Annotated in this window: 20 protein-coding genes; 3 read left to right on the top strand and 17 right to left on the bottom strand. The window is 71.8% G+C overall.

Annotation, left to right across the window (positions count from 1 at the left end):
* Window positions 1–10 precede the first annotated feature (10 nt).
* Genes ACGFIS_RS27455 through ACGFIS_RS27445 form a run of 3 tightly spaced genes read right to left on the bottom strand, consistent with a single transcriptional unit; the run spans window position 11 to window position 2,067 of the window.
* Window positions 11–766, bottom strand: a complete 756-nt coding sequence (locus ACGFIS_RS27455; protein WP_392905134.1) for an AIM24 family protein — start codon at window positions 764–766, stop codon at window positions 11–13.
* Window positions 767–775: 9 nt separating this feature from the next.
* Window positions 776–1,429 carry an AIM24 family protein gene (locus ACGFIS_RS27450; RefSeq protein WP_392904859.1) on the bottom strand — a complete coding sequence of 218 codons (654 nt, stop codon included), beginning with the start codon at window positions 1,427–1,429 and terminating at the stop codon, window positions 776–778.
* Complete coding sequence (locus ACGFIS_RS27445) at window positions 1,429–2,067, bottom strand: AIM24 family protein (protein WP_392904862.1); 639 nt, start codon at window positions 2,065–2,067, stop codon at window positions 1,429–1,431. Before ACGFIS_RS27445 ends, ACGFIS_RS27450 begins: the two co-directional genes overlap by 1 nt.
* Window positions 2,068–2,137: 70 nt before the next feature.
* Here ACGFIS_RS27445 and ACGFIS_RS27440 point away from each other — a divergent pair, with 70 nt between their 5' ends.
* Together ACGFIS_RS27440 and ACGFIS_RS27435 are read left to right on the top strand one after the other, a co-directional pair.
* Complete coding sequence (locus ACGFIS_RS27440; protein ID WP_358457924.1) at window positions 2,138–2,533, top strand: ABC transporter permease; 396 nt, start codon at window positions 2,138–2,140, stop codon at window positions 2,531–2,533.
* Window positions 2,534–2,605: 72 nt separating this feature from the next.
* Window positions 2,606–3,739 carry an EAL domain-containing protein gene (locus ACGFIS_RS27435; RefSeq protein WP_392973051.1) on the top strand — a complete coding sequence of 378 codons (1,134 nt, stop codon included), beginning with the start codon at window positions 2,606–2,608 and terminating at the stop codon, window positions 3,737–3,739.
* 16 nt (window positions 3,740–3,755) lie between these two features.
* Here ACGFIS_RS27435 and ACGFIS_RS27430 read toward each other — a convergent pair whose 3' ends face one another.
* Together ACGFIS_RS27430 and ACGFIS_RS27425 are read right to left on the bottom strand one after the other, a co-directional pair.
* Entirely contained in the window at window positions 3,756–4,433 is a 678-nt protein-coding gene (locus ACGFIS_RS27430) for a response regulator (RefSeq protein ID WP_392904867.1), read from the bottom strand.
* Window positions 4,430–5,608 (bottom strand): sensor histidine kinase, encoded by a 1,179-nt coding sequence (locus ACGFIS_RS27425; RefSeq protein WP_392904869.1) that lies wholly within the window; start codon window positions 5,606–5,608, stop codon window positions 4,430–4,432. The genes ACGFIS_RS27430 and ACGFIS_RS27425 overlap by 4 nt, the downstream gene beginning before the upstream one ends.
* Before the next feature lie 124 nt (window positions 5,609–5,732).
* Here ACGFIS_RS27425 and ACGFIS_RS27420 point away from each other — a divergent pair, with 124 nt between their 5' ends.
* On the top strand, window positions 5,733–6,302 hold the full coding sequence (locus ACGFIS_RS27420) for a hypothetical protein (RefSeq protein ID WP_392904872.1): 570 nt from the start codon (window positions 5,733–5,735) through the stop codon (window positions 6,300–6,302).
* A 95-nt stretch (window positions 6,303–6,397) separates the two neighbouring features.
* Here ACGFIS_RS27420 and ACGFIS_RS27415 read toward each other — a convergent pair whose 3' ends face one another.
* From ACGFIS_RS27415 to ACGFIS_RS27360, 12 genes are all read right to left on the bottom strand, one after another.
* Window positions 6,398–6,727 (bottom strand): metal-sulfur cluster assembly factor, encoded by a 330-nt coding sequence (locus tag ACGFIS_RS27415; RefSeq protein ID WP_358457933.1) that lies wholly within the window; start codon window positions 6,725–6,727, stop codon window positions 6,398–6,400.
* On the bottom strand, window positions 6,724–7,182 hold the full coding sequence (gene sufU / locus ACGFIS_RS27410; protein WP_392904875.1) for a Fe-S cluster assembly sulfur transfer protein SufU: 459 nt from the start codon (window positions 7,180–7,182) through the stop codon (window positions 6,724–6,726). Before sufU ends, ACGFIS_RS27415 begins: the two co-directional genes overlap by 4 nt.
* A 55-nt stretch (window positions 7,183–7,237) precedes the next feature.
* On the bottom strand, window positions 7,238–8,500 hold the full coding sequence (locus ACGFIS_RS27405) for a cysteine desulfurase (protein WP_392904877.1): 1,263 nt from the start codon (window positions 8,498–8,500) through the stop codon (window positions 7,238–7,240).
* Entirely contained in the window at window positions 8,497–9,273 is a 777-nt protein-coding gene (gene sufC, locus ACGFIS_RS27400) for a Fe-S cluster assembly ATPase SufC (RefSeq protein WP_392904879.1), read from the bottom strand. Before sufC ends, ACGFIS_RS27405 begins: the two co-directional genes overlap by 4 nt.
* Window positions 9,274–9,300: 27 nt before the next feature.
* A complete protein-coding gene (locus ACGFIS_RS27395; RefSeq protein WP_392904881.1) occupies window positions 9,301–9,618 on the bottom strand; it encodes a non-heme iron oxygenase ferredoxin subunit in 318 nt (105 codons plus the stop codon).
* A complete protein-coding gene (gene sufD / locus ACGFIS_RS27390) occupies window positions 9,615–10,754 on the bottom strand; it encodes a Fe-S cluster assembly protein SufD (RefSeq protein WP_392973048.1) in 1,140 nt (379 codons plus the stop codon). The genes ACGFIS_RS27395 and sufD overlap by 4 nt, the downstream gene beginning before the upstream one ends.
* Window positions 10,754–12,166: a Fe-S cluster assembly protein SufB gene (gene sufB / locus ACGFIS_RS27385; protein ID WP_392904885.1), complete on the bottom strand. Its 1,413-nt coding sequence runs from the start codon at window positions 12,164–12,166 to the stop codon at window positions 10,754–10,756. The genes sufD and sufB overlap by 1 nt, the downstream gene beginning before the upstream one ends.
* Window positions 12,163–13,011 (bottom strand): helix-turn-helix transcriptional regulator, encoded by an 849-nt coding sequence (locus tag ACGFIS_RS27380; protein ID WP_392905137.1) that lies wholly within the window; start codon window positions 13,009–13,011, stop codon window positions 12,163–12,165. Before ACGFIS_RS27380 ends, sufB begins: the two co-directional genes overlap by 4 nt.
* 80 nt (window positions 13,012–13,091) lie before the next feature.
* A complete protein-coding gene (locus tag ACGFIS_RS27375; protein WP_392904888.1) occupies window positions 13,092–14,096 on the bottom strand; it encodes a universal stress protein in 1,005 nt (334 codons plus the stop codon).
* Window positions 14,093–15,547 (bottom strand): amino acid permease, encoded by a 1,455-nt coding sequence (locus tag ACGFIS_RS27370; protein WP_392904890.1) that lies wholly within the window; start codon window positions 15,545–15,547, stop codon window positions 14,093–14,095. Before ACGFIS_RS27370 ends, ACGFIS_RS27375 begins: the two co-directional genes overlap by 4 nt.
* Window positions 15,544–16,479, bottom strand: coding sequence for a carbamate kinase (arcC, locus tag ACGFIS_RS27365; protein ID WP_392904892.1), 936 nt, complete (start codon window positions 16,477–16,479; stop codon window positions 15,544–15,546). The genes ACGFIS_RS27370 and arcC overlap by 4 nt, the downstream gene beginning before the upstream one ends.
* Window positions 16,480–16,516: 37 nt before the next feature.
* Window positions 16,517–17,758 (bottom strand): arginine deiminase, encoded by a 1,242-nt coding sequence (locus ACGFIS_RS27360; protein ID WP_392904895.1) that lies wholly within the window; start codon window positions 17,756–17,758, stop codon window positions 16,517–16,519.
* Window positions 17,759–17,873 lie beyond the last annotated feature (115 nt).

The following is a 17,873-nucleotide window of genomic DNA, read 5'->3' as shown; positions in this document are numbered from 1 at the left end:
CACGCCTCGCTCAGCCCTGGCGTTCGGCGGCGAGCCGCTGGGTGATCGTCTGCTGGAGCCGCTGGAGCCCGGATGTGCCGACCAGCCCGATCTGGCCTTCGAGGTCGCGCAGCAGGACGTCCTCGCGCATCACGACCTCGGACGACTGCATCAGCACGGTGCCCGCACCGGTGAAGTCGAACTGGTGCTCCTCGCCGGACGAGCCGCCGATGCCGAGGACCATCCGGGCGGCGCCGAACGCGCCGCGCATGTAGGAGTGGTCGTAGTGGTGGCACGGGGACGGGCAGTCGGCCCAGCCGAGCAGCGCCTGCGGGTCGATCCTGATCGGCGGCTCGACGAAGTGGACGGGGCCGTTGGAGGCGGCCACGAACCGTCCCGTGCCGATCAGCGTCAGGAACCCCGGGATGATCGACTGCTTGAGATCGAGGCCCGGCTCGAACGCCAGGAGGTTCCCGGCCCGGACGGTCAGGTTGCCGTCGTCGAGGTCGAAGGAGTTGACATCGAACCCGCGGTCGGCGAGGACGAGCTTGCCCTGGCCCTGCGCGACGATCCAGTCCTGCGCGTAGAGCGGGGAGTTGAAGGAGCGCGCGACGAGGGCGTCCAGCGGCCCCGCCGACAGCGCCTCGAACTTGACCTGCCCGTAGTAGGCGATCATCTTGCCCTTCTGCGCGAACCACTGCCCGTTGAGGTCGACGCTGAAGGCGTAGGGGTTGACGTTGTCGTTGGACGGGAGCGTCCCGGCGTTCCAGGTCTGCGTGCCGAACATGCTCACGGGTCAGATCTTCCTCTCGCTGGCCTGGACGTAGACGACGCCGGTGCCGCTCAGCTGGAGCTGGAAGCCCTCGCCGGAGCCCCGCCCCATCATCTCGCGCAGGCCGACCGCCGTGGTGAGCTTGTTCTCCACCTGGCCGCGGTGCGCGACGTACGCCTGCGGGTCGACGTGGACGGGTCGCTGCGGGCTGATCGGCAGCTCCATCACGCCGCCGTGCGACAGCAGCGCGCACGAGCCGTGCCCCATGAGCGTCGTGGTGAACAGGCCCTGCCCGGTGACCGCGCCGCGGACCATGCCGCGCACGCCGCCCTGCTCGCCCATGAACATGGTGCCGACCTGCAGGGACGCGTCGTGCACGAGCAGCCGGTCGGCCTCGGCGTAGAGCGTCTCGGCGCCGTTCAGGTCGACGACGGTGACCTCCAGCCCGCCGTGGCCGAACAGGACGCTGCCCTGCCCGGTGACGTGCATCATCGCGGAGCGCTCGCCCGCGACGGCGCGTCCGATGGTGCCGCCGATGCCCTGCCCGGCGGTGGTGGACGGGGCGAACGAGACCGGCCCGGTGTAGCCGAGCATCGCGCCGCGCTTGCTGTAGACCTCCTGGCCCGGCCCGATCGGCACCTGGAGCATCTTCGAATTGATCGACTGGTAGCCCGGCATCAGATCTCCAGAATTCCGCCGCGTTCGGAGGGCTGGACGTACACCAGCCCGTGCCCCGAGTACCGGAACTGCACGCTCTCCCCCGATCCCTGGCCGATCACCGTGCGCCAGTTGACGTCGGTGACCACGTCCTGCTGGAGCCGGCCGTGATGGCAGACGTAGGCGTGGGGGTCGACGCACAGCGGCGACTGGGGCGACACCTCCAGCGCGATCGCCGGCCCCTCCGACAGGACGGCGACCGTCCCGTGGCCTTCCACCTTGGTCGTGGCGAGGCCCTGGCCCGTCCCCATGCCCCGCAGCCCGACGAAATGGACGCCGGTCTGCAGATTCCCGTCGAGGGCGAGGAGGCTTTCCGACTCCACGAACAATGTGTCGCCGGTGAGCTGGACGAGCGTGACCTCCGTCGCCTCGTTCGCCAGGTAGACCGTCCCCTGCCCGGTGATCTCCATGAGGGTCATGCCCTCACCGGCGATCTTGCGCTTGAGGGCGCCGCGAAGCCCCTCGCCGCCCGTCATGCCCTGCCGCTTGAACGCCATCTGGCCCTCGTAGGCGACCATGGACCCGTTCAGCGCCCTGATGGTCTCGCCGCCGAGGTCGACGGCGAGCATCTTCGAGCCGTTCATCCGAAATTGCGCCACGGAGCGAGAAGATACAGGCCCCGGCGCGTTGACGGCTCGCCTTCACCCCGGATCGGGAAGGATGAGGACCATGTGGATCGCTCCCGAACGCCGCAGCCTCGGCCGGTGGGCCGTACCCGGGCTCGTCCTGAGCGCCGGTGTGGTGGTCGGGGCCGTGCTCGCCGCCGACGGGCGGTCGGGGACGGCCCTGGTCGCGCTCGCCGCGCTGGCCGGCTACGCGGCGTACCTGGCGTACCGGCGCAACGAACCGGCGCTGCCGGTCAGCGAGGGCTTCGGGTCCGGCACCCGGGCCCGCGCGCACCTGCGGGCCGCCGCGATGACGGGCGACGTGCTGACCGTCGCGGTGGTCGGCGCGCTGATCGTCCAGTCGCTGCGCGGCGCCGACATCACCGCCTACGTGTGGCTCGCCGCGGTCGCGGGGGTGACCTACTTCCTGTCGGCCCTCGCCGGCGGCCGCGGCCTCTGACCCGCGCGAACTGTGGGTTAACTTCTTCCTACAAGTCCGTTTTCAGGGCGTGGCGGGCGGCATGATGCGGCTGTGTCAGCCGTCGAAGTCCCAGACGCCCTTCTCCCGGCCCGGGCGGTGTTCCGGCCCGTCGTCGACCTCGGCACCGGCACCGTCGTCGCCGTCGAGGCGCACGCGGCGCCGCCGGGCCCGGCCGGCCCGATGCGGTTCGATCCGGCCGCGGAGGACGTGCGCCGCGCCGTGGAGGCGGCCCGCGCCGCCGCCGGTCTCGGGACCCCGCTGCCGCTGCAGATCGGCCTGCGCGCCGAGACGCTCTCTGGCGGCGACGACCTCCTCGCCGAGCTGCACCACGGCCTCGGCGACACCGGCCGGCGCCCGCAGGAGGTCATCATCTGCGTGGCGGGCGGCTTCCCGCCCGCGATGCGCCCGCCCGTCACCGCCGCGCTGGCCCGGTTGCGGGGGGCCGGCTACCTCGTCGCGCTGGCCGGTCTCGGCGCCGCCCACGCACCGCTGGACCTTCTCGCGGACGGTGCGTCCTACCTGCTGAAACTCGACCCGGACCTGGCGCGCAGGTCGGTCGCCGAGCCGCGCCGGGCGGCGCTCGTGCGGAGCCTGGTCGAGCTGGCGCACCGCCTGGAGACGCACGTCCTGGCCCCGCAGATGGCGACGCGGGAGCAGGTGCTGCACATGCGCGACGCCGGTGTGCGCCTCGTCCAGGGTCCCGCGCTGGCACCGCCGGGATGGCTGCCGGGGGCGCCGGTCACCATCCCGGTCGCGGCCCGCGAGGAGCCCGCGCGGGCGGACCTGGGGCTCGGGCCCCGGGTCTCGGAGTTCACGCTGCCCGCGGTGACCATGTCCCACACGGCGACCGCCGGCGAGGTGCTCGACGCGCTGAACACCGAGACCGGCATCACCAGCATCGTCCTGGTCGACGAACGGCAGCGGCCCCGGTGCGCCGTGGACCGGACGCGTTTCCTGCTGAGGCTGTCCGGCGCCTACGGGCACGCGCTGCACGCCCGCAGGCCTGCCGCGCGGCTGGCCGACCCGCCCCGCCCGGTGCCGCGGACCGTCCCGGCGGTCGCGGCGCTGCGGGCCGCCGGGAAGGAGGACGAGCGCGTCTACGACGACCTGGTCGTGGTGGACGAGGTGGGCCGCTGCCTGGGAATCGTCCGCGTCGCCGACCTGATCCGCGGCCTGTCGCGCTGAGATCGCGCCTGCCGCGTCAGACCGTCCCGGGTGATCCTTCGCCGGGAGCGGGCCCGGAAAGCCCGGAGGCGGCCGTCTCCTGCGCGAGGATGGCCGCCTGGACGCGGCTGGTCAGCCCGAGTTTCCCGAGTATGCGGCTGACGTGCGTCTTGGTGGTGGTCTCGGCCATGTTCAGGCGTGCCGCGATCTGCCCGTTCGACAGGCCCGCACCGAGGCACGCGAACACCTCCCGCTCCCGCGGCGTCAGCTCCGACAGGCCCGGCGCGGGCGGCCGGGCCGCGGGCCCGGACGCGAACGCGCCGATCAGCCGCCGGGTGACCTTCGGCGCGATGATCCCCTCCCCGGCCGCGACGGTCCGCACCGCCTCCACCAGCCGGTCGGCGTCGACGTCCTTGAGCAGGAACCCGGCGGCGCCCGCCCGCAGCGCCCCGAACACGTACTCGTCCATGTCGAACGTCGTCAGCACCAGCACGTCGGTGAAGCCCGCGATCTCCCGGGTCGCGGCGATGCCGTCCAGGCGGGGCATGCGGACGTCCATCAGCACCACGTCCGGGCGCAGCTCACGGGCCAGCTCCACCGCCGCCGCGCCGTCGGCGGCCTCGCCGACCACCCGGAGGTCCGGGGCCGCGCCGAGGATCAGCACCAGTCCGGCCCGCACCGCCGCCTGGTCGTCGGCGACCAGCACCTCGATCATGACGCCTCCGCGACCTGGTGGCCGACCGGCAGCTCGGCGTGCACGCGCCACCGGCCGCCCTCCGGCCCCGCGTCGAACTCCCCGGCCAGCATCGCGGTGCGCTCGCGCATCCCGACCAGCCCGCTGCCCGTGCCCGGCAGCCGCGACCCGTCCTGCCCGAGCGGGCTCAGCACGTCGATCACCACGCACCGCCGCGTGTACTCGACCCGGACCTCGGCGCGCCCCGGCCCGGCGTGCTTCAGCGCGTTCGTCAGCGACTCCTGGACGATCCGGTACGCGGCCAGCTCGACCGCGGCGGGCAGTTCGGGCGGCTCCCCGGCGATCTCCAGGCCCGCCGACAGGTCCGGCCGCGCGGTGCGCCGGACGAGCGGCTCCAGCTCCGACAACCGCGGCCGGGCCGCCGGATCCGCGGAGTCCCCGTCCCGCAGCAGCCCGATCATCCGGCGCATCTCGGCGAGACCCCGCACGCTGTTCTCACGGATGACCTCCATGGCCCGCTCGATACCGTCTCGGTCGAGGTCGCGGACCTTCAGCACGGCCGAGGAGTGCAGGGCCACGGCGCTCAGATGGTTGGCGACCACGTCGTGCAGCTCGCGGGCCATCCGGGCGCGCTCGGCGTTGACCGCGGCGAGCCGGTCCATCTCGGCCAGCCGCGCCACCTGCTCGGCGCGCTGCCGCTCCGCCTCCGCCCGGAACCGGTGCTCCCGGACGGCCATCGCGGTCAGCACCGGCGCCACCCAGACCAGCCCGGCGACCGCTCCCCCGACGACGCCGGCGGGGAACTCGCGCAACGCGATCATCGTGCCGGCCGCCACCGCCAGCGACGCCAGGACGGTCGTCGCGAGCAGCCACTCGGCCGTCCGCCGCCGCCCGTACACGCTCGCCGCGTACAGAGCGTCGCCGTAGATCATCGCCGTGGCGATGCTCGGCCCGAGGAGCACGTCGGTGAAGTTGAACGGCGTCGCCAGGGCCAGCCCGGCGAGCGGCGCGGTCCGCCTCAGCAGCATCGTCGAGCACAGCCCGAGCAGCGGGACGAGCCGCACCCGGGCCGGGGGATCCCACTCCGGGGACCACGCCGAGTATCCGTGTACCGCGAGCATCAGCAGGCCCCCGGCGAGCGCCGCCGCGGCGATCAGCGCGTCCTGGCGGGTGGTGAGACGTCGGACATTGTGCACGCCTACATCTCAGCATCCCCGCGGCCGAGCCTCGTCCATCCACGCGAGGAGGCCCGCGTACATCCTTCGGACGACACGCGAAACCTCACCCTGGACGACGACCGGCCGTTCGAAGGCTCGCACGATGGAACCAGGCGAGAAGGGATTCCACGTGCTCATCGCGATCATCGTCGGCTGTGAGATCGGCTTCTGGGGCGTGCTCGCGGCCGGCCTCCTCGCCCGCTACCCGCTGCGGATGCGGCGGACCGGCGCGGCGCTCCTGCTCTGCGTCCCGCTGGTCGATCTCGTCCTGCTGGCCGCGACGGTGATCGACCTGCGCGGCGGCGCGACCGCCGGCGCGGGCCACGGCCTGGCCGCCGCGTACCTCGGCTACTCGATCGCGTTCGGCCACAGCATGGTCCGCTGGGCCGACGAGCGCTTCGCGCACCGCTTCGCCGGCGGCCCGCCGCCCCGCGGAAGGCCGAAGTACGGCCGGGCACGCACCCGCTACGAATGGCGCGAGTTCGGCAAGGCCGCCATCGCCACCGCCATCGCCTGCGGCCTCCTCGCCGCGATGATCGTCCTCGTCGGCGACGCCGGCCGGACGGAGGCCCTGCGGGGCTGGCTCGGCCGCCTCGGGCTGGTCCTGGCGATCTGGTCGCTGTGGCCGGTCACCCACACCCTCTGGCCGGCCCGGCCCAAGCCGCCGGACTGAACCCGCCCGGCCGGAGCACGGCATGCGAAGAGGCCGCACCCCGGGGCGGGGTACGGCCTCTGCACGTGGCGCGGATCGGCCGTGCGCGGCGCGGGTCAGATGTTGAAGCCGAGGGCGCGCAGCTGGTCGCGGCCGTCGTCGGTGATCTTGTCGGGACCCCACGGCGGCAGCCAGACCCAGTTGATCTTGACGTCCTTGACCAGGCCCTCCAGCGCGCTGTGCGTCTGGTCCTCGATCACGTCGGTGAGAGGGCAGGCGGCGCTGGTGAGCGTCATGTCCAGGGTGGCGACCTCGTCGGCGAGGCTGACGCCGTACACCAGGCCGAGATCGACGACGTTGATGCCGAGCTCGGGGTCGACGACGTCCTTGAGCGCCTCGAGGATCTCTTCGTCGGGGACGGTGCCGGTGGCGGGCGTATCGGTCATGTTGCCTCTCCGAGTGCGCGGGCGGTCGCGTCCTTCCACGCCATCCAGGCGAGCAGGGCGCATTTGATCCTGGCGGGGTACTTCGACACCCCGGCGAAGGCGATGGCGTCCTCCAGGAGGTCCTCGTCGAGCTCGACGTCCCGGCCGCGCGACTGCATCAGCGCCAGGAACTCCTCCCCGACCGCCATCGCCTCCTTGACGGACTTTCCGATGATCAGATCGGCCATCACCGAGGTGCTGGCCTGGCTGATCGAACAGCCCATGGAGTCGTAGGAGACGTCGGCGACCGTCGCGTCCTGACCGTCGCCGTCCAGGTGGACGCGCAGCGTCACCTCGTCACCGCAGGTCGGGTTGACGTGGTGGGCCTCCCCCTCGAACGGCTCCCGCAGCCCCTTGTGATGCGGGTTGCGGTAATGGTCCAGGATGACCTCCTGGTACATCGCCTCCAGCTGCATGTCGTCCTTTCCAAGCCTTTCTCGCTACAACCGGGCCCAGGGCCGGCGTGTTCCGCTAGGTGGTGCCGAAGAACTTCTGGGCCTGCCGCACCCCGTCGGTGAGGGCGTCCACGTCGGCGAGGGTGTTGTAGACGTAGAACGTCGCGCGTGTGGTCGCCGGGATGCCGAAGCGGCGGCAGATCGGCCACGCGCAGTGGTGGCCGACACGGACCTCCACGCCGAGGTCGTCGAGGACCTGCCCGACGTCGTGCGGGTGGATGTCCTCGACGGTGAACGACACGGCGCCGCCGCGGGCCTCGGTGGTGCCGGGGCCGATGATCCGGACGCCGGGGACCTCGGTGAGCCGCTCCAGCGAGTAGGCGATCAGGGCCTCCTCGTGGGCGTGCACCCTGTCCATGCCGAGTTCGGCGAGGTACTCGCAGGCCGCGCCGAGCCCGATCGCCTGCGCGGTCATCGGCACACCGGCCTCGAACCGCTGCGGCGGCGGCATGAAGGTGGAGTCCTCCATGTGGACGAGCTCGATCATGGAGCCGCCGGTGATGAAAGGCGGCATGGCCTCCAGCAGCTCGCTCCGGCCCCACAGCACGCCGATGCCGGTCGGGCCGAGCATCTTGTGGCCGGAGAACGCCAGGAAGTCGGCACCCAGCGCGGACACGTCCACCGGCTGGTGCGGAACGGACTGCGCCGCGTCCAGCAGGACGAGCGCGCCGACGGCGTGGGCCCGCTCCACGACCCGCTCGATCGGCGGGACGGTGCCGAGCACGTTCGACTGGTGCGTCAGCGCGACGATCTTCGTGCGCTCGCCGACGAGGTCGTCCAGGTTCTCCAGGTCGAGGCGGCCCTCGTCGGTGATGCCGAACCAGCGCAGCGTCGCGCCCGTCCGCCGGCAGAGCTGCTGCCACGGGACGAGGTTGGCGTGGTGCTCCATCTCCGACACCACGACCTCGTCGCCGGGGCCGACCGCGAACCGCTCCGCGTCCGGGCCCGCGGTGGCGGCGTTGCTCATCGCGTACGCGACCAGGTTGATGGCCTCGGTGGCGTTCTTGGTGAACACGATCTCACCAGGCGTCGCCCCGATGAACCGGGCGATCGACGCGCGGGCGTTCTCGTAGGCCTCCGTCGCCTCCTCGGCCAGCAGGTGCGCGCCCCGGTGCGGCGCCGCGTTGTGCCGCTCGTAGAACTCCCGCTCCGCGTCCAGCACCCGGACGGGCTTCTGCGACGTCGCGCCCGAGTCGAGGTACACCAGAGGGCGCCCGCCGCGCACCGTGCGCTGCAGCAGCGGGAAGTCCTTCTTCAGCTCCTCCGGCAGCAGCCTCATAGGGAAGCGCCCGCCCCTCGCACCGGCTCCGCGTACTTCTCGTAGCCCTCGTCCTCAAGCTCGTCGGCCAGCTCGGGCCCGCCCTGGGCGACGACGCGGCCGGCGGAGAAGACGTGCACGAAGTCGGGCTTCACGTACCGCAGGACGCGGGTGTAGTGCGTGATGAGCAGGACGCCGGTGTCGCCGGAGGAGAAGCGGTTCACGCCCTCCGCGACGACCTTGAGGGCGTCGACGTCGAGGCCGGAGTCGGTCTCGTCCAGGACGGCGACCTTCGGCCTCAGCATCTCCAGCTGCAGGATCTCGTGCCGCTTCTTCTCACCGCCGGAGAAGCCCTCGTTGAGGCTGCGCTGTGCGAACGCGGGGTCGATGGACAGCGCGTCCATCGCCTGCTTCATCTCCTTGGAGAACTCGCGGAGCTTCGGCGCCTCGCCGCGGACGGCGGTGACGGCCGAGCGCAGGAAGTTCGACACCGACACGCCCGGCACCTCGACCGGGTACTGCATCGCGAGGAACAGCCCGGCGCGGGCCCGCTCGTCGACCGACATGGCGAGGACGTCCTCGCCGTCGAGCGTGACGGTCCCGGACGTCACCTGGTACTTGGGGTGCCCGGCGACCGCGTACGCCAGGGTGGACTTGCCGGAGCCGTTCGGCCCCATGATCGCGTGGGTCTCGCCGGCCTTCACGGTCAGGTCGACCCCGCGCAGGATCTCCTTCGCCCCGTCGGAGCCGTCGCCGACGGAGACGTGGAGGTCGCGGATCTCTAGCGTGGCCATAATGCTCGTGGTTCCTTCGTCGTGGGCCTAGTCGTCGGCGGCGAGGGACAGATAGACGTCGCCGTCCTCGACCTTGACCTTGTATGTGGCGACCGGCTGCGTGGCCGGCGGGTTGGTGGGCTTGCCGCTGCGCAGGTCGAAGCAGGACCCGTGCAGCCAGCACTCGATGGTGCCGTCGTAGACCTCGCCCTCGGCGAGGGAGACCTCGGCGTGCGAGCAGATGTCGTTGACGGCGTACACCTCGTCCCCGCTGCGCGCGAGGGCGACGGGAGTGTCGTCGACCTCGACGGCGATGGCCCCGTCGGCGGGGACCTCCGCCAGCGCGCACACCTTCACGTACGTCATCGGGTCTCCGCCCTCACATCCAGTTCCTCCTCGATCGCCTCGGTGACCTTGTCGCGCACCTCGGCGACCTCGATGCGCTGGATCAGCTGCCCGAGGAACCCCCGCACCACCATCCGGCGCGCCTCGTCGAAGGTGATGCCGCGCGCCTGCAGGTAGAACAGGTGCTCGTCGTCCAGCCGCCCGGACGCCGAGGCGTGTCCCGCGCCGGCGACCTCGCCGGTGAGGATCTCCAGGTTCGGGACGGAGTCGACCCGCGTTCCGTCGGTGAGGACGAGGTTGCGGTTCAGCTCGTAGGTGTCGGTGCCCTCGGCCTCCGCGCGGATGATCACGTCGCCGATCCAGACGGCGTGCGCGTCCTCGTCCTGCAGCGCGCCGCGGTAGTCGACGCGGCTGCGGCAGTGCGGGACCGTGTGGTCGACGAGCAGCCGGTGCTCCAGGTGCTGGCCGCCGTCGGCGAAGTACACCCCGTACAGCTCGGCGTCCCCGCCGGGCCCGGCGTAGGAGATCGACGGGGAGATCCGGACGACGTCGCCGCCGAGCGAGATGTTGTGCGAGACGAACCGGGCGTCGCGGCCGAGCCGGGCGTGCTGGTGGGACACGTGGACGCTGTCGTCCGACCAGTCCTGCAGGCTGATCACCGACAGGCGGGCCCCGTCGCCGACGACGAACTCGACGTTGTCGGCGTAGGTCGCCGACCCGCGGTGCGCCAGCACGACGGTGGCCTCGGCGAACGGCTCCACGATGACCGCGGTGTGACCGTAGGCGGCGGCGGAGGCGTCCTCGCCGCGCAGCCGCAGGATGGTCGGCGCCGAGGCGACGGCCTCCTTCGGGACGGTCACGACGGTGGCCTGGGCGAAGGCGTTCCACGCCTGCGCGCTGACCCGGTCGGCCGGCACGTAGGACTTGCCGAGGCGGGCGTCGTCGCGGCCGACGATCTCGACCGTCACCTCCGGTGCCGCCTCCACCTCGACCAGCACCTTGCCGTGGGCTTCGGCGGTGCCGTTGTGCAGGCCGCGCAGGCGGCGCAGCGGTGTGAACCGCCACTCCTCCTCCCGGCCGGTCGGCACCTCGAAGTCGCCGAGGTCGTACGACGCCTTCTCGTGCAGCGTCGAGAGAGGCTTGGTGTCGAGCCCCATCAACCCACGGCTCCTTCCATCTGCAGCTCGATGAGCCGGTTCAGCTCAAGGGCGTACTCCATCGGCAGCTCGCGCGCGATCGGCTCGACGAACCCGCGCACGATCATCGCCATCGCCTCGTCCTCGGTGAGGCCGCGGCTCATCAGGTAGAACAGCTGCTGCTCCGACACCTTGGAGACGGTCGCCTCGTGGCCCATCTCCACGTCGTCCTCGCGGACGTCGACGTAGGGGTAGGTGTCGGACCGGCTGATCTGGTCGACCAGCAGCGCGTCGCACTTGACGGTGGACTTGCTGTGCTCGGCGCCCTCCTGGATCTGCACCAGGCCCCGGTAGGACGTGCGGCCTCCGCCGCGCGCCACCGACTTGGACACGATGCTGCTGGAGGTGTTCGGCGCGGCGTGCACCATCTTGGCGCCGGCGTCCTGGTGCTGGTCCTCGCCGGCGAACGCGATCGACAGGGTCTCGCCCTTGGCATGCTCGCCGAGCAGGTAGACCGCCGGGTACTTCATGGTGACCTTGGAGCCGATGTTGCCGTCGACCCACTCCATGGTGGCGCCCTCGTAGGCGACGGCGCGCTTGGTCACCAGGTTGTAGACGTTGTTGGACCAGTTCTGGATGGTCGTGTAGCGGACGCGGGCGTCCTTCTTGACGATGATCTCCACGACGGCGGAGTGCAGCGAGTCCGACTTGTAGATCGGCGCGGTACAGCCCTCGACGTAGTGGACGTAGGAGCCCTCGTCGGCGATGATCAGCGTCCGCTCGAACTGGCCCATGTTCTCGGTGTTGATCCGGAAGTAGGCCTGGAGCGGGATCTCCACGTGCACGCCCGGCGGGACGTACACGAACGAGCCGCCCGACCACACGGTGGTGTTGAGCGCGGCGAACTTGTTGTCGCCGACGGGGATCACCGAGCCGAAGTACTCCTGGAAGATCTCCGGGTGCTCGCGCAGGCCGGTGTCGGTGTCGACGAAGATGACGCCCTTCTCCTCAAGGTCCTCGCGGATCTTGTGGTAGACGACCTCCGACTCGTACTGCGCGGCGACGCCGGCGATGAGGCGCTGCTTCTCGGCCTCGGGGATGCCGAGCTTGTCGTAGGTGTTCTTGATGTCGTCGGGGAGTTCCTCCCACGACGTGGCCTGCTGCTCGGTGGAGCGCACGAAGTACTTGATGTTGTCGAAGTCGATGCCCGTCAGGTCGGAGCCCCAGGTGGGCATCGGCTTCTTGCTGAACAGCCGCAGCCCCTTCAGGCGCAGGTCGAGCATCCATTCGGGCTCGTTCTTCTTGCCCGAGATGTCGCGGACGACGTCCTCGTTCAGCCCGCGCCGCGCCGAGGCCCCCGCCTCGTCGGAGTCGGCCCAGCCGAACTTGTACCTGTCGAGCCCTTCAAGCTCAGGGTGGGCTGCAGTAGTCATAGGGAGATCCCTCCGGACTCCTCGTCACTGATCTCTGTTCGTTCGGGGGACGCCGCTCCCCGCTCGCCGTCTCCCGCGTCCCCGCCGGCGGCGGCGCCCGCGGCGGGATCAGCGGCCTCGCCCGCCCCGCTCAGCGAGCGGGAGCTGACGTGGGTGGTGCAGATCCCGTCGCCGTGCGCGATCGTGGCCAGCCGCTGGACGGGTGTGCCCAGCAGCCGGCTGAACGCCTCGGTCTCGGCCTCGCACAGCTGCGGGAACTCCGCCGCGACGTGCGCGACCGGGCAGTGGTGCTGGCACAGCTGTTCGCCGCCGCCCGGCTGCGGGGCCTTGGCCGCGGCGGCCGCGTACCCGTCGCCCGACAGCGCCTCGGCGAGCGTGCGGACACGCTGCTGGGGCGGAGCGTCCTGCACGACTGGCCGGTAGCGCCGCTCGAGGTCGGCGATCTGCCGCCGGGCGAACTCGGCGACCGCGTGGTCGCCGGCCGTCTCGGCGAGGAACCGCAGGGCGCCGGTCGCCAGGTCGTCGTAGGCGTGCACGAAGGCGCTGCGCCCGGCGTCGGTGATGGCGAACCACTTGGCGGGACGTCCCCGCCCGCGCCGGGTCTGCGTCGCCCGCGCCTTGCGCACCTCGATCATGCCCTCGGCCAGCAGCGCGTCCAGGTGCCGCCGGATCGCGGCCGGCGTGAGGCCGACGCGCTCCCCCAGCGTGGACGCCGTGACCGGGCCGTGCTCAAGGATCAGCCGGGCCACCCGGGCGCGTGTGTCGCGCTCGGTGTGGGCGGCTCCGGACGGCATGCCGAGAGGCCGCGCGGCGGCGGCCTGGGCATGCGTCTGATCCTCGCTCACGTATTTCACAACATCAGTGTGCCGTAATTCCTTCCCCCGAAACACCGGTTCGCCGATGTCTTAGCTCACGCAGGCAAGCCTTACCTAACCTGGACTTTCTCGTCCTGCCGGGGTGCGGCGCCGCGCGGCAGGACCAGCACCGGGCACGGCGCGGCCCGGACGATCTTGCCCGAGTTCCCCCCGAGGAAGACCTTGCGCAGCGGCCCGTCATGGCCGGACAGGCAGACCAGCACCTCGCCCGCAAGCATATCGACGCTGGCGAGGGCCTTCCCGACGCCCGTCCCGACGGCCGTCAGCCGCTCCACCGGCATCCCGCCGCCGAGCCGGCCGGCTGCTTGGCGGAGGTCCTCGTCGGCCTGGGCCACCTGCCGTTCCAGCACGCCCCCCGCGGTGTGGAACTTCGCCGCGAGCCCGGGCGGCCTCAGCACCAGCGTGAGCAGCCGCATCGGGAGCCCCAGCGACCCTGCGAACTCGGCGGCGGCGGCCAGCGGGCCCTCGACGTCGCGGCGCCGCCAGTACGCGACGGTCATCCGCTCGAGCCGCCTCGGTGACCGGTGGGGCGGGCCCGCGCCGGGATGATGCGGCGACTCGGCGGCGTATCCGCGCGGCGCGAGCATGACCGGTACGTGCGAACCGTGCAGGAGCTGGTCGGCGGTGCTTCCGAGGGTGATCCGCCCGCGCCGTCCGCGCGGCGCCGAGCCGGCCACGATGAGGTCGGCGCCGACCTTCCTGGCGGTCTCGATGAGACCGCGGCCGCTGCTCCGGTGGGCGTGGGAGCGCAGATCCACGTCCGGCCTCGGCACCTGCAGCTCGCCGAGCCGCACGGCGGCCTCGGCGAGGGCCTCGTCGGCCTGCCCCCTGAGGTAGGCGACCCATTCCGCGTCCACGCTGCCGGGGCCGCGGGCGGGCCAGGCGGGCGGGTGGACGTGCGCGACGGTCAGCGGCGCGTTCGCGCTCTTCGCGACCATGGCCGCCAGGACCAGCGCGTCCTCGCCGCGATCGTCGGGCGAGTAGCCGACCAGAACCCGCATGCCGGCCGTCTCCTTCATGGCGCTCGTCTCGCTCGCGCCGGTCGTCTCGCTCATGGCGGCCCCCTTCCCGGGGAGCCGGCCGCCAGGCGTGAACGTCGCCGTCCGTACAGGAAGTACGCGGCCAGCCCGACGAGGATCCACAGCAGGAAGACCGCCCACGTCACGCCGCCGAGGCCGACCATCAGGTACACGCAGAACGCGACGCCCAGCAGCGGCGTCGCCGGGAAGAGCGGAGTCCGGAAGCTGCGCGGCAGGTCGGGCCTGGTGCGGCGCAGCACGATGACGCCGATGCTGACCAGCGCGAACGCGAACAGCGTCCCGATGCTCGTGGCGTCCACCAGCCGGCCGAGCGGGATCACCGCGGCGAGGACCGCGATGAACAGCGCCACGATGGCCGTGTTGGCGACCGGCACCCGGCGCCCAGGGCTCACCTTCTGGAAGACCTGCGGGACGAGCCCGTCCCGCGACATCGCGAACAGGATGCGGGTCTGCCCGTACATGACGGTGAGCACGACGCTGGCGATGGCGATCACCGCCCCGAGCGACAGGACGATCGACGGCCAGGTCTGCCCGGTGGCCTCGTCCAGCACCCGCGCCAGCGACGCCTCCGCGCCGCTCAGGTCGAACTGCTCCCAGTGCATCGCGGCGACCGCGGCCAGCCCGACCAGCACGTAGATGACGGTCACGATGATCAGCGAGAGGATGATGGCGAGCGGCAGGTCGCGGCGCGGGTTCTTGGCCTCCTCGCCGGCGGTGGACGCCGCGTCGAAGCCGATGTAGGAGAAGAAGACCCTGGAGCCGGCCGCGCTGATGCCCGCCCAGCCCATCGGCGCGAACGGGCTGAGGTTCCGCGACCGGAACGCGGTGAAGGCGACCGCGCAGAAGAACAGCAGCACGCCGATCTTGAGGAACACCATGATCGTGTTGGCGGTGGCGCTCTCGGACGCGCCGCGCAGCAGCAGGAGCGTGGCGAGCGCGACCACGATCACGGCCGGGATGTTGACGATCCCCCCTTCGCCGGGCGGGCTGCTGATCGCGGCCGGGATCGTGAACCCGAACGCGGCCTCGAAGAACGCGTTGAGATAGGAGCCCCAGCCGACGGAGACCGCCGACACCGAGACGGCGTACTCCAGCAGCAGGCACCAGCCGCAGACCCACGCGACCAGCTCGCCGAGCGTGGCGTAGGCGTAGGAGTACGACGAGCCGGCCACCGGGATCGTCCCGGCCAGCTCGGCGTAGGACAGCGCAGAGAACAGGGCGGTGACGGCGGCGAGGGCGAACGACAGCACGACCGCCGGGCCCGCCAGCGGCACCGCCTCGCCGAGCACCACGAAGATGCCGGTGCCGAGGGTGGCGCCGACGCTGATGAAGGTGAGCTGCAGGAGACTCAGCGACCGCTTCAGCTCGCCGCCCTCGCCCTCCCCGCCCTCGGCCACGATCCGGTCGACCGGCTTGGTCCGCAGGAGGCTGCGGGCGAAGGACTCCCGCGCGGTACCGGCGGTCACAGCGTGCTCGCCAGCGGCCAGGTCGCGTTGGGGGTGACGATCGTGCCGGCCGTCCCGTCGAGGATCGGCACGCACTGGTCGAGCAGCCCGATCGCGGCCATGTCGCCCGTCCGCTCGACGAAGCTCGCGGCGGCCTCGACCTTGGGGCCCATCGACCCGTCGGGGAAGTCCTCGGCCCTCAGCTCGTGCGGGGTCGTGTGGGTGATCGCCTGCTGGTCCGGGGTTCCGAAGTTCCGCATCACATTGGGGACGTCGGTGAGGATCAGCAGCGCGTCCGCGTCCATGCTCTCGGCCAGGACGGACGCGGTGAGATCCTTGTCGATCACCGCCTCGACGCCCTGCAGCCGCCCGACGTCGTTGCGGAACACCGGGATGCCGCCGCCGCCCGCGCAGACCACGACCGTCCCGAGCCGCACCAGCTCCCTGATCAGCCGGGTCTCGATCACCCGCTGCGGCCGCGGGGACGGCACCACGCGGCGCCACAGGTCCCCGTCCCGCCGGACGGTCCACCCGTACTCGGCGGCGAGCTTGTCCGCCTCGTCCCGGTCGTAGACCTGGCCGACGAACTTGGTCGGGTTCTCGAACGCCGGGTCCACCGCCGACACCAGCGTCTGGTTGATCATCGCCATCACCTGGCGGCCGGGCAGCGCGTTCTGCAGCGCCTGCAGCATCCAGTAGCCGATCATGCCCTGGGTCTCGGCGCCGACGGTGTCCAGCGGATACGGCCGGGTCAGGCCCGGGTCGTTGACGCTCTCCAGCGACAGCACCCCGACCTGCGGCCCGTTCCCGTGCGTGATGATCAGCTCGTGCCGCTCGGCGAGCGGCGCCAGCGACCGCACCGCCCGGTCGACGTTGGCGCGCTGCGGTTCCGCGTCGGGCGTCTCACCCCGCTTGACCAGCGCGTTCCCTCCGAGCGCTACGACCACGCGCATGTCTGCTCCCCCGTCCCTGCTCAGCCGATGGCCGCCGTCACGCGTCCCGCTGGATCGGGCAGGTCATGCAGCGCGGGCCGCCGCGACCCCGGCCCAGCTCGCTGCCGCGGATGGTGATGACGTCGATCCCGTTCGCGCTCAGATGATTGTTGCTGGTCGCGTTGCGCTCATAGGCGACGACCACGCCCGGCGAGACGGCCAGGAGGTTGTTGCCGTCGTCCCACTGCTCGCGTTCGGCGGCGAACACGTCCTGCGCCGGGGTGAGCACCTTGACGCCGTCCAGGCCGAGGGCCGCCGCGATCGCCCGGTACATGTCCTCCGGAGGATGGTCGGTGATCTTCAGTTCCTTCTCGGTGTCGCCCGGCTCGATGGTGTGCGACGGCAGCAGGCCCAGCCCCCCGTAGGTGGTGAACACGCCGTGGTCGACCATCGTCATGACCGTGTCCAGGTGCATGAACGCCCGTTTCCGCGGCATCCGCAGCGCGACGATCCGGGAGCAGGAACCGGCGGCGAACAGCGACTGGGCGAGCATCTCCACCGCCTGCGGCTGCGTCCGCTCGCTCATCCCGACCAGGACGGCCCCGTTCCCGATGACCAGGACGTCGCCGCCCTCCAGCGTCGCCGGCGCCATCGTCATGCCCCGGTTCCACACGTGGTACCCGCCCGTCCCGGGGCGGTCGTAGCCGCCCGCGAACAGCGGGTGCCACCGGTAGATCGCCTCCATGTTCACCGTCTCGCGCATCCGGGCCTTCTTGCGCATGGTGTTGATCGAGACGCCGTCGTAGATCCAGCAGGACGTGTCGCGGGTGAACAGGTGGTTGGGCAGCGGCGGCAGGACGAACCCGTCCGGCCCGATCGAGTGGAACGCGATGGACGCCGGCTCGGGCATCCGCTCCAGCATCTCCCGCTTGGTGATCCCGCCGACGAGGAACGCGACCAGATCCTCCAGGTCCATGGAGTCGAAGCAGTTGCGGATCGCGTCCGTGGCGATCGGGCCGAACCAGTGCGGGTCGACGACGGCGTCGAGGATGTGCTTGCGCGGCTCGGGGTTCTCGATCGTCTCGCGCAGCAGGTCGAGCAGCAGGTACGTCCGGACGCCCTGCGAACGCAGCACGTCCTCGAACTCCTCGTGCTCCTCGACCGCCCGCCTGACCCACAGCACGTCGTCGAACAGCAGGCCGGCGGCGTTGGACGGGGTGAGCCGCTTCAGCGACAGCTCCGGCCGGTGCAGCAGGACCCCCCGCAGCCGGCCGACCTCCGAATCGACGTGGAACGGCATCCCCACCTCCGTCCGGGCCCGGCCACGGCACCGAAGCCCCCGGTCGCCGGGGGCGGCCCGGCGACAGGCGGTCAATTCCCCGGCTCACGGGCGCGAAACTGGGCCGGTTCCGCCC

Source organism: Spirillospora sp. NPDC048824, from assembly GCF_043198455.1.
Lineage (GTDB): Bacteria > Actinomycetota > Actinomycetes > Streptosporangiales > Streptosporangiaceae > Spirillospora.
The sequence above is the reverse complement of the archived record's forward strand: the minus strand, read 5'-3'. Positions and strand labels throughout refer to the sequence as shown.

Excerpts from the sequence above, each read along its gene's own strand:
- sufD (WP_392973048.1), bottom strand. The coding sequence starts at position 10,754 with ATGGGGCTCGACACCAAGCCTCTCTCGACGCTGCACGAGAAGGCGTCG.
- arcC (WP_392904892.1), bottom strand. The coding sequence starts at position 16,479 with ATGCGCGTGGTCGTAGCGCTCGGAGGGAACGCGCTGGTCAAGCGGGGT.
- ACGFIS_RS27395 (WP_392904881.1), bottom strand. The coding sequence starts at position 9,618 with ATGACGTACGTGAAGGTGTGCGCGCTGGCGGAGGTCCCCGCCGACGGG.
- ACGFIS_RS27420 (WP_392904872.1), top strand. The coding sequence starts at position 5,733 with ATGGAACCAGGCGAGAAGGGATTCCACGTGCTCATCGCGATCATCGTC.
- ACGFIS_RS27405 (WP_392904877.1), bottom strand. The coding sequence starts at position 8,500 with ATGAGGCTGCTGCCGGAGGAGCTGAAGAAGGACTTCCCGCTGCTGCAG.
- ACGFIS_RS27415 (WP_358457933.1), bottom strand. The coding sequence starts at position 6,727 with ATGACCGATACGCCCGCCACCGGCACCGTCCCCGACGAAGAGATCCTC.
- ACGFIS_RS27455 (WP_392905134.1), bottom strand. The coding sequence starts at position 766 with ATGTTCGGCACGCAGACCTGGAACGCCGGGACGCTCCCGTCCAACGAC.
- sufU (WP_392904875.1), bottom strand. The coding sequence starts at position 7,182 with ATGCAGCTGGAGGCGATGTACCAGGAGGTCATCCTGGACCATTACCGC.
- ACGFIS_RS27360 (WP_392904895.1), bottom strand. The coding sequence starts at position 17,758 with ATGCCGTTCCACGTCGATTCGGAGGTCGGCCGGCTGCGGGGGGTCCTG.
- ACGFIS_RS27440 (WP_358457924.1), top strand. The coding sequence starts at position 2,138 with ATGTGGATCGCTCCCGAACGCCGCAGCCTCGGCCGGTGGGCCGTACCC.
- sufB (WP_392904885.1), bottom strand. The coding sequence starts at position 12,166 with ATGACTACTGCAGCCCACCCTGAGCTTGAAGGGCTCGACAGGTACAAG.
- ACGFIS_RS27430 (WP_392904867.1), bottom strand. The coding sequence starts at position 4,433 with ATGATCGAGGTGCTGGTCGCCGACGACCAGGCGGCGGTGCGGGCCGGA.
- sufC (WP_392904879.1), bottom strand. The coding sequence starts at position 9,273 with ATGGCCACGCTAGAGATCCGCGACCTCCACGTCTCCGTCGGCGACGGC.
- ACGFIS_RS27375 (WP_392904888.1), bottom strand. The coding sequence starts at position 14,096 with ATGAGCGAGACGACCGGCGCGAGCGAGACGAGCGCCATGAAGGAGACG.
- ACGFIS_RS27450 (WP_392904859.1), bottom strand. The coding sequence starts at position 1,429 with ATGCCGGGCTACCAGTCGATCAATTCGAAGATGCTCCAGGTGCCGATC.